This is a genomic window from Rhizobium sp. SAFR-030 (genome assembly GCF_059415005.1).
Genome location: NZ_JBPFDO010000002.1, coordinates 839,200 through 850,900 on the forward strand (window position 1 = coordinate 839,200; position 11,701 = coordinate 850,900).

The window sequence follows — 11,701 nt, forward strand, 5'->3', positions numbered from 1 at the left end:
GGCTGCTGGTTGAGAAAGTTGCAAGGATCGTACCAGGCACGGATTTTGCGTCGGGTCGGATGAAGACGCCAGCCGCTGTTTCAAAGTGAGACCAATATGCGCATTGCATGCATCCATCAGGGCTATGAACTTTATGGCTCCGACCGCAGCTTTGCCGAAAGTGTCGAAGCCCTGCGGTCCGGCTATCCGGATGCGGAGATCGAGGTCGTGCTGCCGCGCAGCGGACCCATCGTCGACCTGTTGACCCCGCATGCGACGCGCATCGTCTTCGAACCCCTGTGGGTCCTGCGTCGCAAGGCGTTTCTGCGACTGTTGACGGTCGATGCCGCGCGGCTTCCGCTTGCCGTTCTTCGAGCGGCGCGGCGCCTCGCCGGTTTCGATCTTGTTTACGTCAACACCTCGGTCATCGTCGATTACGCGCTGGCGGCCCGTTTTTATCCGGGCAAAGCAATCTTCCACATCCACGAAATCCCCGAAGGGCTGGCGCTGAAGGTGCTGGGCGGGCTGTTCGGCTGGAGCCATTCCGAGCTGATCTTCAACTCGAATGCCACCAGCCGCACCTTTGGCGATCCGAAATCGATCCCGACGCATGTGATCTACAATGGCGTCGAGGGACCGGCAGCGCCTGAACCTGTCACCTATGATGGAAGCCGACCGCTTCGGGTCTTGATGCTTGGTCGCATCAACCGGATCAAGGGGCAGGAGGTGCTGCTCGACGCGATCACCGGCATGGACCCGGCCATGCGGTCGCGGCTGCAGGTCCGGATCGTCGGCAGCGCGTTTGAAAGCGACGAGCCGGAGCGTGAGCTGCAACGGCGGATCGATACCCTCGGCCTTGGCGAGCGGGTAGACCTGCAGCCGTTCGACGCCGATCCATCCGACCATTATCGCTGGGCCGATATCGTTGTCATTCCCTCCCGTCGGCCGGAATCGCTCGGTCGCGTCGCAATCGAGGCCATGGCCTGGGGGCGTCCGCCGGTAGCCTCCGCCATCGGCGGGCTGACGGAGGTCGTCGAAGACGGCAAGACGGGATGGACGGTGCCGCCGGGCAATGTCGACGCCCTGCGCCGGAGGCTGGAGACGATCATCGCCGATCCGAGGCCGCTCGGCGAGATGGCTATCGCCGGTCGGCGGCGCTATGAAAATTTGTTCAGCAAGCACGCTGTTGCCGAACGGATCACGGCGGCCGTCGCGGCGAACCTTGCTCGGCGCAGACGGCGCCCTGCCGCATCGCTTTCCGACGAACGGCGGGGGAGAGCGCCATGAACGGGCAGATCCTGCTCCTCATTCGCCGGCTGGCACTGATGGTCAGTGGCGAGGCGCTGCAGAGTGGCTTCCACTTCGCCCTCAACATCTACCTGCTGCATGTCCTGTCGGCGCGCGACTACGGCATCTTTGCGATCAGCATGGTGATGGGCGGCGTCGGCGTCGCCTATATCCGATCATTGACCGCCGTGCCGGCCAGCATCTGGATCGCCCGCAGCACGACGCGCCGGCAGGCCGACGCCTACGATGTGGCGTTCGGTTCAGGCGCGCTTCTGCTGTCGCTGCTGTTTGCGCTCTTAGCCGGAGCCCTCCTCAAAATATGGGGTGCGGACGGCGCCATCTTCGGCGGCGCATTCGTCGCGCTCTGGGCGCTGCGCAGCCATCTGAGGACCGCGTCGTTTGCGCGCAAGCGCCAGTGGATCGTCAGTTGCAGCGACCTGTCCTTCACCATCCTCGGCTGCGCGATGACGGCGCTGATCGTCCTTCGCGCCGAAAACGTGCTGCGCGGCATCTTCGAGGGACTGACGCTCGCCAATGGCGTCGGGATCCTGCTGCTGCTGGTGCTGCCCCGCACGAGGCTGCGCGTCAGCCTGCGGCGGACGGTCCGGCAGCGGTATATGCGGCTCTGGCCACAGTTGCGATGGACGGTATTTTATGTAAGCACCTCGCTTCTGCAGGGGCAGGCGATCGCGCTGCTTGTCACCGGCATGGCCGGCCCTGCAGCCTATGCGCCGATTGCCGCGGTGATCACGTTGTTCGCGCCGCTGCGCATCGTTGCCACGGCCTTCGACAACATGATGCAGCCGGAAATCTCAGCCTCGATCGGCCGTGGGGAGTACCGGAAGGTCTGGAACCACGCGCTGGTGTGGTCCGGTCTGCTGTCGCTCGGATGTCTCGTCTATGGCGGCCTCGTGTTTTTCCTGGCCCCCCACATCAAGTCCGAGACCTTTCTGGATGCGTCGATCCAGACCATCGGCATCTCCGCCTGGCTGATCTCCATCCTGCTGATCGCCTACTCGATGCCGCGGATCGTCCTCGAGACGATGAGCGCGTTCTGGACGCTGGCGATCATCAACCTGGTGGCAGCCGTCATCGGGCTTGTCTGTATCGCGACACTGCTTGCGCTGACGACCCCGGCTCTTTCGCTTGCCGGAGCAGTCGTGTCGGAAGCGGTTTTCTTCGGCCTCTGCTGGATAACCGTCAAGCGGCGGCTGATCGGCAGACAGCAGCGGTACGTCGAGGCGCGTGCGATGGAGTAACCGCACCTTGAGCGCAGGGAGCGGCGGGCATATCGATTGGGGGACGCGGTGATGCATGTGCGGATACGCTGCGAGAGCGAGACGGTGCGACGATGGCATGTCTCGCTGGTGAAGCGGCTGCAGGCTCTGCCCGAGATGGCGGTGTCTGTCGAACTGGTGCCGGCATCAGCGGTGCCGCAGCAGGCGGAACTTCCGTCCGGGCTCGAAAACCTGTTCCTGCTGGAGGCGACGATTTTCGGCCGACCACGCGATGGTGACGCGTCTCGCGTACCGGTCGACCTGCTGACGAGCCTGTCTTCCCTGACGGACGCGCCGGTTGATGTGTTGCTCGATCTCTCCGGCGGTGCGCCAGCGGATGCGCGGCCCGTCTGGTCACTGTCCTATGACGGGATCATCGGCCAGGCCGGCCTGATCGACGCCATCCTCGACGGTCGCACGCCAACCGCCGAACTCAGCGAAAACGGCAGAACAATCGCCAGCGGTCGACTGGGCACCGAATATGGCGGCGTCGCCCTTGCAAGCTTCGAGGACATGCTGGCGCGCAGCACCACGATGATCGTTGCGGCATTGCAAGGCTCCTGCCAAGCGTCGCTACCGACTCTGCCTGGGAAAGTCGATCAGGTGACCGCTGCGGGCGGAAAGCCCCGCAATCTCGCGGCGGTCGCGGCAAAGAAGCTGGCGCGGCGGATCGTCCAGCAGATCTACCGCCTCTGCTACAACTCCCCGCACTGGCGCGTCGGCTGGCGGCAGACGGATGGCCGCGACCTGTTCGATCTCAAGGCGCACCCGCAAACCGGGTGGCACGATCTTCCCGACGACGGCCGTCGCTTCTATGCAGACCCGGTCCCGCTGCTGCACCAGGGGCAGGTGACGCTGTTCCTCGAGGACTTCGAGCATAGCCTGGGCAAGGGGATCATTTCCGCCGTCCCATTCGGCGCGTCGGGTCCTATCGGTACCCCGGTGCCGGTCTTGGAGATGGACTGCCATCTTTCCTATCCGTTCGTCTTCGAGGAGGAGGGCGAGATCTGGATGATCCCCGAAACCTCCGGGAACGGCACGATCGAGCTCCTGCGCTCGACCGCTTTTCCGGGTGGCTGGGTGCAGGAGGCGGTGCTGGTGTCCGGGGTGGTCGCCAGCGACGCGACGATCATACGCCGCGGCGCGACCTGGTGGATGTTTGCTACCGTCCGCGATGGAGGAGGCGCGTTTTCCGATGCGTTGCACCTGTGGTCGGCGCCCGATTTCCGCGGCCCGTGGGCACCGCACCGGCAGAACCCGGTGATGATCGACATCGCCTCGGGCCGGCCAGCCGGCAGACTGGTGGAACGCGGCGGAAGCCTCTACCGCCCCGTGCAGGACTGCCGTCGAGGTTACGGTGCGGCACTTGCGTTGGCGCAGGTGACCCGGCTCGATGACGGTGGCTTCGAGCAAACGGTCGAGACCCTGCTGGAACCGGGGCCGGTCTGGCCCGGCCGCCGGCTGCATTCGTTGAACAGCGCCGGTAACCTAGAGTTTATCGACGGGTCAGCCTTTTCTCCGCGCTGGAAGGCCTTTCGAAACCACCGCACCTCCACACGATAAGGGTATCGTAATCATCCTGCGGTACACGCTATGGATGTTTACCGGCTGAAAATGCCCGTGCCCAGATAATCAGGTGGAGCTATGCTTCAGGATCAGACGGCCACTCTCCGTCGCGATCGGCAGATTCCGACGAGACCGTCGTTCGTTGCGCGATGCCACACCAGCTTGTCGTCCGTCGAGACGGTGTGGCGGCTCATGCAATCGAGCGGCCGGGCGACGGCTTTCCAGCACTACGACTGGATGAGAGCGATCGCCGATCACCTCACTCAGCCGGCCGGTGCCGATGTTCTGGTAATCGAGATCTGCGATCGCAGTACCGGCGAACCACTCATGCTGCTGCCGCTTTGCCGCATTCGACGGCGCAGCTGGCAGGCCATCGAGTTCCTCTCGCTCGGCGTTTCCGATCTCAGCGCGCCGGTTCTTGCTGCCGGTCTGTCGATCGCGCCGGAAGACGGCCAGGCGCTTTGGCAGGCGATCTGCGAGGTCCTGCCGAAGGCCGATTTTGTCATCATCGACCAGATCCCGGCGAGCATCGGCGGCATACCCAACCCGCTCGCTCTGCTGCCGCAGGTAAGCGCCAGCACGATGACGAGCTACGATACGCCGATCGACGGCGATCCCGAGACGATCGTCGCACGACTTGCCAACAGCCAGACCCGACGTATCCTGAAGACCTCCGACCGCCGCATGAGCGAGCAGGGGGAGATCGGCTTTCGGCATGCATCGACTCCGGATGAACTGGATGAACTGATGCACGTCATGTTCGAACAGCGCGCCGAGCGCTTTCGGGAACTTGGGCGGTACGATCTGCTGGCGCTGCCGGCGGTGCGCGATTTCTATCGGAATGCGGCAGGCACAAGCCTCGGCGGCAAGGGCCCCGCTCACGTGTTCGGCCTTTCGGTCGACGGCGAGTGGATCGCCACCGCCTACGGGCTCGTCCACGGCTCGGTCTTTCACCTGACGGTGATCACGATGGCCGGCGGTCAGTGGTCGGCGTGCTCGCCGGGCATGGCGACCATCGCCCGGTTCATCCGCTGGTCCCGCCAGAACGGCATCTCGACGATGGATTTTTCCGTTGGCGAGGCACCTTACAAGCCCGGCTTCGGCGGTCAGCCGCGACAGCTCTTCTCTCTGTCACGGCCGATGACGGCCAAGGGACGCCTGATCGTTGCCTCGCGTCGCATCGCCAGCCGAACCAAGCAGGAGATCAAGGCTCGACCGGCGCTATTCCGCCGGCTGCGTTCAATGATGCAGATCGGCCGCCGCATTGGTCACAGCGTCGGTCGGTGGCGCGGCTGACACCGCCACCTTTGGCTCGCGTCGTTAGGTGACGATCCGCACCGGCACCGCCTTCGACGCCGGGGTCTTGGACTGCACGTCGTGATGCGACAGCGCGATCAGCGCATTGAGTTCCGGATAGTATCCCCCGAGACAGCCGTCCGGCAGGTCGAAAGGCGTCACGCTCAGACCGCCGACATAGCGTTTGCGCCCATCATCCGCATCGGATTGGAGCCCGACAACCTGTCCCTCGCGCAGGCCGGCGCGCTGCATTTCCTGGGGATTGATGAGCAGCACGGAGCGGGTACCCTCGATGCCGCGCAGCCGATCGCTGTAGCCGTAGATAGTCGTGTTGAACTGGTCGTTGCTGCGCAGCGTGATCAGCCGGTAGCGGCCGGCCCGGTCCTCGAAGCCCGCCGCCGAAAGCTCCTTCGGCACGGTGAATTCGGCCCGTCCGCTCTCGGTCTTCCAGATCCGCTCGCGCGCCGAGTTCCCCTTGTAGAAGCCACCCGGCGTGAAGACCCGCTCGTTGAAGGCGCGAAACTCCTCGGGATAGGTCTCCTCGATGAGGTCGCGGACTATGGAATAGTCACCGACCCACTCGTCCCATCTCACCTTCGGATTGGCGGGCAGCGTCGCCTTGGCAATGCCGGCAACGATCGCCATTTCCGACAGCAACTCGTCGCTCGCCGGTTTGCGTCTGCCGATCGATCCGTGAATGCAGCTGAGGCTGTCCTCCATGCTGACGATCTGCGGTCCGGCCGCCTGCATGTCCTCCTCCGAGCGGCCAAGGCACGGCAGGAGAAACGCCGTCTCGCCGTTGATGAGGTGGCTGCGGTTCAGCTTGGTGGCGATCTGCACGGTCAGCCGCATCGTCTGCCAGGCCGCTTCCATCGCTTCCGTCTCGGGGATGGCCCGGACGAAGTTGCCGCCGAGCCCGATGAAGGCCTTGATATCGCCGCTCAAGATCTTCTCGCAGGCTTCGACCGTGTTGACGCCCTTGTCGCGCGGCGGGTCGAAACCATAAAGCTCGGCCAGCTTGTCGAGCGGCACCAGTTCCGGCTTTTCGGCAATACCGACGGTTCGCTGGCCCTGGACGTTCGAGTGACCGCGCACCGGCGAGATCCCGGTTCCGTCGCGACCGATATTGCCCTTCATCAGCAGCAGGTTGACGAACATCGCGACGTTGTCGAAGCCGTGCACCTGCTGGGTGAGGCCCATGCCGTAGATGCCGATAACCTTTTCCGCCTCGACATAGACCTGTCCGGCCGCCTGCAATGCCTCGCGGGTGAGGCCCGAATTGCGCTCGATCTCTTCCCAGCTCGTCGCCTTCACCTTCTGCTCAAACTGGTCGAAGCCCGACGTGTGGCTCTCGATGAACGGCCGGTCCAGCACGCTGCGGCCCTGCTGCTGCTCTTCCTCGTGCCTGGAAAGCACGTGCTTGCACAGGCCCATGAGGGCGGCGATGTCGCCACCTGCCTTCACCTGCAGATACTGGCAGGAGATCGGCGTCTCATGACCGGTCAGCATCTCGGTCGGGCTCTGCGGATTGACCATCGCCACCAGGCCCTTCTCCTTGACCGGGTTGAAGGTGACGATCTTGCAGCCGCGCTTGACGGCTTCCTGCAAGGGATGAAGAAAGCGCGGGCTGTTGGACCCGGTGTTCTGGCCGAAGAAAAAGATTGCATCGCAGGTGGAGAAATCCTCGAATACCGATGTGCCGACGGGTGCTCCGATGACCTTCTTGAGCGCCACAGACGTCGTCTCGTGGCACATGTTCGAGCTGTCGGGCAGGTTGTTGGTGCCGTAGAGGCGGGCGAAGAGGGCATAGAGATAGGAGGTCTCCAGGCTCGCACGGCCCGATGCGTAGAAGACCGCCGAATTCGGATCCCGCTCCCTCAGCGTCTTCAACTCGGCGCCGATCGCCTCGAAGGCTTCCTCCCAGGAGCAGGGAACGTAGCGGTCCTGCGTGCGGTCGAGCCGCATCGGATGCGTCAGGCGTCCAGCCTGTTCGAGGTCGTGATCCGACCAGTCGCGCAGTTCGCTGATCGTGTGCTTGGCAAAAAACTCCGGCCGACACCGGCGTGTGGTCAGCTCCCACAGCGTCGCTTTCGCACCGTTCTCGCAGAACTCGAAGCCGCTGTGATCGGCGGGCTTGGTCCAGGCGCAGGAGACGCACATGAAGCCGCCCGGCTTGTTCTGCCGGGCCAGTGTCTCAAGTGCCCCGGGCGTTGGCCATTCCTTGCCGAAAATCGAGGTTATCCCGCGCAACGACCCCCATCCGCCCGCCGGTCCATCGTAGTGAACGGTTTCCTGATCGGCCATCATGCTTCTCCTCGTATCGCATCGGGGCAAAGGCGGGTCGGAGAGTGTTGCAGCCGATATGAGCGCAGGAAAGGCGCGGCTCATCGCCCGGCGGCAGGTCCGGACCCGCGCATCGAACGAAAGCAACTCGGCAGGCGCGGCAATGTTCCGTCTCGTGCGCCTTGCGCGGTAGAGGCGCAGTCGAAGCCCTCGGCGCCCGCGAAACCCGCCGCCTGCCGGCGACAGCCTTAGCCGCTCACACCTGGTTGGCGGGCATCGGGATGACGGTGGAGGCAGCGGCCGTCGCGGCATTTTCGGTCACGTGACCGGTGCCGGAGCGGACGACGACGGCGGTCGAGGCCAGCGGCAGGCCGGCCTCCTTGAGCGCCGTCAGCAGCCGCTTCATGCCCTCGCGCTTGATGAGGCTTGGGTTGCCGGGCCGCGAGGTGAACTTGAACCTGACGACCATCGAGCTCTCCGTTACCGCCTGAATTCCCTGCATCTTCAGCGGAACGAGAAAATCATTGCCGAAGTCGGGATGCTCCAGAAGGCCAAGCCCCACCTTCTTTGCCGTCTTGCGGATCAGTTCGAGATCCGCATCCGGTTCGAAGCGCAGCTCGAACTTGATCGTCCCCCAGTCGCGACTGAAGTTGGTGACGGAGGTGATCGTCCCGAAAGGGATGGTGTGGATCGGCCCGTTGTGATGCCGCAGCCGGACGGAGCGCAGCGAGATCTGTTCGACCGTTCCCATCAGTTTGCCCGTATCGATGTATTCGCCGATCCGGAAGGCGTCTTCGGCGAGGAAGAAGATGCCCGATACGACATCCTTCACCAGCGTTTGAGAGCCGAAGGAGAGCGCCAGCCCCAGCACGCCGAAGCCTGCGAGCAGCGGCGTCACGTCGACGCCGGCCGAAGAGATGACGACGAGGCCGGCGACCGCGAGGACGGCGCCGAGGATCAGGTTGCGGACGACCGGCAGGATGGTCGCGATCCGGCTTGTGCCAGGCGGCGGAAGATCCTCCTGCTGGCCGGGAAGCAGAACGATTGCTGCCGGCGCGACGGTTTCGAAATAGCCGAACAGGAAGCTGCAGATGCTCCAGCTGACGATCAGCGCCAGGCTCAGATGTTCGAGCCAGACGAGCCAGCCGGTGACGAGCGCGGAGGCGCCCATCATCAGCGGCTGCCAGAGGAGGACCACCACGTGCAGGCCGGCAAGCCAGATGGCTCCGGCAATCGGCATGCGCAGGCTCCAGAGCAGGAGCGTCGCAAGGTCTCGGCCGTTCTTGCGTTCGCGGCGGCGTGCAGTGGCTCCAAGCAGCGATACGATGCCGAGGTCGAGGATCGGGACGACGACGACGATGAACTGCATGGCCCCCGCCGCCCGCGCCCAGACGCCGTTCTGCGACGTGCCGGCGACCAGCAGGCCGGCGATCCAGATGGCAACGGCCGAGACGATGTAGAAGGTCGCGAGCGCCGATCCGATGAGCCGGCGCGCCGAGCCGGTCTCGCGGCCGGCGAACACCCGCGCGATGTCATGGCGGCCGGCGATGAACCACCAAAGCTTCAGCACCGTCAGAATGGAGGCCGTGAGGAACAGCCAGCTGTCGGCAGCAACGGGGTCGACCATGCGCACGTCCGCCAGCTGTACGGAACTGGCGATGAAGGCGTTCAGCGTCCCGTAGGCGACGAGCATGCGAAAATGCCACCGCGCATGATCGATATCGAGAAGCGGCGGCAGAGTCTCGCCGTTGCGGGTGAACAGCAGCCGACCGATCGCCGCATAGGTCAACGTGCCGGCAAGCACCCAGAGGAGCGACGAAGCCACCTGGCGGGACAGGGTCTCGGGCGCAAGAAGCTGCCGCAGCAGCGCATGGGCCACCGCGACATAGGCGACGACGGCAACTGCGTCGCAAGCCAGCCGGACCACGGCGATCCAGAAACGGTGATGCAGCACGGAGCGCCGCAATGCGGTCGCGAGAAGGGCGCGCACCGTCCAGGCGACGGTGAGCCCGCCCGCCGCTGCACCGAACGCTGCAAAGAGTGCGCCGATCGGGCCGTCGCTTTCCGCCGACAGCATGCTCCAACTGGAGCTGAAGGCGGCCGGCAGCCCGGCGATCCCGGCGATCGACCGAGCGGTGCCGCGGTTCAGCGCGCTCAGCAGATCGCGCAGCATCCACATCCCGTCGACGGCAACCACCGGCTGCGGCCGATCCTCCGCTGCGGCAGCTTTGTCCGTCCCACCAGTTTCCTGCCACTGCAGGACGACGGGCCGGCCGGATCCGCCCGCCGCCTTGACCGCCGCGTCGATCCCGGCGGCATCCTGCCCAGGGCCGACCATGATGGTGATCGGCGCCGCGTCGGTTTGCGCGCGGAGTTCTGGCTCGGGCATGAGGAGCGGCAAGGCGGCAAGCACCGCCGTGGCAAGGAGACGGCCGATCCGTTTGCCCTTGGCGCCGAGGACGGTGAAAAGCTTGGCAAGAAGAGACATCTGCAGCACCGCCCCGATCGCCGATCCTTTCGGCCTGGATCCTGCGATGATGCATCAGATGTCGAAGGCTTGGCAATGTCGAGATTTGTGGGGCTCTACACGTCCGGCCGCAACTTGATCGGGCGCTCAATACCCCCGCTGCATGTCGATGGTGGTCGGCAGCGTGCCGTTGCGTCGCCAGACGCGGATGTTGCCGGCGACGATGCCGCTTGCGGTCGTCGGGCTGGTCGGCGCCGAAATATGCGGCAGTACCGTCACATGCGGATGGCTCCAGAAGCGTGCCGTTGCCTCCAGCGGCTCCCGTTCGAAGACGTCGAGGACGGCATGGTCCAGATGCCGGTTGTCCAGTGCATCGAGAACATCGTCGGCGACGATGACCGCGCCCCGCGCAAAGTTGATGAGAGAGGCGCCCTCCGGCAGCAGCGAGAGCCTCTGCCTGTCGAGCAGGCCGCGTGTCTGCGCCGTTAGGGGCACGAGGCAGACGAGAATGTCGCTCGCGGAGAGAAGGGCGGCCAAACCGTCTTCGCCATGGTGGAGCGTCAGACCCGGGAGATCCTTGCGGGTCCGGCTCCAGCCCTGAACCGGAAACCCCGCTTGCTGCAGGCGTAACGCTGCCGCCGTTCCAAGCGCACCGAGGCCCAGCAATCCGATCCGCATGGTCGATGGATGCCGGTAGGGACGGGGATCCCAGCGGCGGGCCGCCTGGCTGCGGTGATAGGCCGGCATGTCGCGCTGCAGGTAGTATGTCCAGGCAAGCACCGCTTCAGCCATGACGCGAGCCAGTTCCGGATCGACGAGCCGGACGATCGGCGGCGCCGTGGCTCCGAGCTCCAGCACCAGCCGCTCGACGCCGGCCCACAGGCTGTGGATCCAGGAGAGACCGGGCAGGGCAGAGATCTCCGCCGGATCGGGATTGGCGACGATGGCGATCTCGGCCATCTGCCTTTCATCCTCCGTCAGATCGCGGAAGGGCATGATACGCTCGTCGGGCATCGCTTTGCGCAGCACGTCGAGCCAGTCATCCTCCTCGGTGCGGTTCATACGGCTGACGAAGGCGATCGGCGATGGCATGGGAAGTCCTTGCAGGTTGGCGGGTGCGTGTGTTGCGGCCCTTTGTGGCGGGCGGCGATCGTGGCCGTCAAGCGGATGTCGTCGCAGCGGCCTCTTGCGGCCGCCATTCGGCATCTGGCTCGCGGAGTATGGCGCCCGACGGCGGCAGCAACCAGAGCCCGGCCGTCTCGTCGACACGCAAACAGGTGCCGACATGACAAAGACAGGCGTCTGCCGGCCAATGCCGTGCGCATCAACCAGCGAGCGTCAGATCGAAAGCTCTAATAGTCAGCTACTTTCAGCCACTTACGAATTTTCTGAAGTTTTTGCGACGGTGGTTGTTGACGTGTGGGAAGTGTGGATCTATAACCCCGATCACTGACGAGGGCGGCGGCGCTGCAAGCGACGAAGTCTTTCGTTCTGGAGAAAACCTGAGGTTTCGGGATTTTCTCTGTCAAAATCATATAAGATTGGC

7 protein-coding genes are annotated in these 11,701 nt (G+C 64.7%); 4 read left to right on the forward strand and 3 right to left on the reverse strand.

The genetic code is table 11. The features are described 5' to 3' along the window. Positions 1-96 precede the first annotated feature (96 nt). The 4 genes from ACR65N_RS09480 to ACR65N_RS09495 all read left to right on the forward strand — a co-directional run bounded on the left by ACR65N_RS09480 (position 97) and on the right by ACR65N_RS09495 (position 5,405). Complete coding sequence (locus tag ACR65N_RS09480) at positions 97-1,266, forward strand: glycosyltransferase family 4 protein (protein ID WP_440456769.1); 1,170 nt, start codon at positions 97-99, stop codon at positions 1,264-1,266. Then, positions 1,263-2,525 (forward strand): polysaccharide biosynthesis protein, encoded by a 1,263-nt coding sequence (locus ACR65N_RS09485; RefSeq protein ID WP_440456770.1) that lies wholly within the window; start codon positions 1,263-1,265, stop codon positions 2,523-2,525. The genes ACR65N_RS09480 and ACR65N_RS09485 overlap by 4 nt, the downstream gene beginning before the upstream one ends. Before the next feature lie 108 nt (positions 2,526-2,633). Then, complete coding sequence (locus tag ACR65N_RS09490; RefSeq protein ID WP_440456771.1) at positions 2,634-4,106, forward strand: glucosamine inositolphosphorylceramide transferase family protein; 1,473 nt, start codon at positions 2,634-2,636, stop codon at positions 4,104-4,106. A 195-nt stretch (positions 4,107-4,301) separates the two neighbouring features. Next, positions 4,302-5,405 carry a GNAT family N-acetyltransferase gene (locus tag ACR65N_RS09495; protein ID WP_440456772.1) on the forward strand — a complete coding sequence of 368 codons (1,104 nt, stop codon included), beginning with the start codon at positions 4,302-4,304 and terminating at the stop codon, positions 5,403-5,405. Positions 5,406-5,429: 24 nt separating this feature from the next. Here the strand turns inward: ACR65N_RS09495 and ACR65N_RS09500 are convergent, their stop codons facing one another. The 3 genes from ACR65N_RS09500 to ACR65N_RS09510 form a co-directional block, all read right to left on the reverse strand. Then, positions 5,430-7,712 (reverse strand): FdhF/YdeP family oxidoreductase, encoded by a 2,283-nt coding sequence (locus ACR65N_RS09500; protein ID WP_440456773.1) that lies wholly within the window; start codon positions 7,710-7,712, stop codon positions 5,430-5,432. 232 nt (positions 7,713-7,944) lie between these two features. Continuing rightward, the gene (locus tag ACR65N_RS09505) at positions 7,945-10,176 is read right to left on the reverse strand and encodes a mechanosensitive ion channel family protein (RefSeq protein ID WP_440456774.1); all 2,232 of its coding nucleotides are present in this window, start codon (positions 10,174-10,176) and stop codon (positions 7,945-7,947) included. A 126-nt stretch (positions 10,177-10,302) separates the two neighbouring features. Further along, positions 10,303-11,247, reverse strand: coding sequence for a 2-hydroxyacid dehydrogenase (locus ACR65N_RS09510; protein ID WP_440456775.1), 945 nt, complete (start codon positions 11,245-11,247; stop codon positions 10,303-10,305). Positions 11,248-11,701 lie beyond the last annotated feature (454 nt).

Bases quoted from the DNA above. Each gene is read 5' to 3' on its own strand.
- ACR65N_RS09480 (WP_440456769.1), top strand. From the start codon at position 97: ATGCGCATTGCATGCATCCATCAGGGCTATGAACTTTATGGCTCCGAC.
- ACR65N_RS09485 (WP_440456770.1), top strand. From the start codon at position 1,263: ATGAACGGGCAGATCCTGCTCCTCATTCGCCGGCTGGCACTGATGGTC.
- ACR65N_RS09495 (WP_440456772.1), top strand. From the start codon at position 4,302: ATGCAATCGAGCGGCCGGGCGACGGCTTTCCAGCACTACGACTGGATG.
- ACR65N_RS09500 (WP_440456773.1), bottom strand. From the start codon at position 7,712: ATGATGGCCGATCAGGAAACCGTTCACTACGATGGACCGGCGGGCGGA.
- ACR65N_RS09505 (WP_440456774.1), bottom strand. From the start codon at position 10,176: ATGTCTCTTCTTGCCAAGCTTTTCACCGTCCTCGGCGCCAAGGGCAAA.
- ACR65N_RS09510 (WP_440456775.1), bottom strand. From the start codon at position 11,247: ATGCCATCGCCGATCGCCTTCGTCAGCCGTATGAACCGCACCGAGGAG.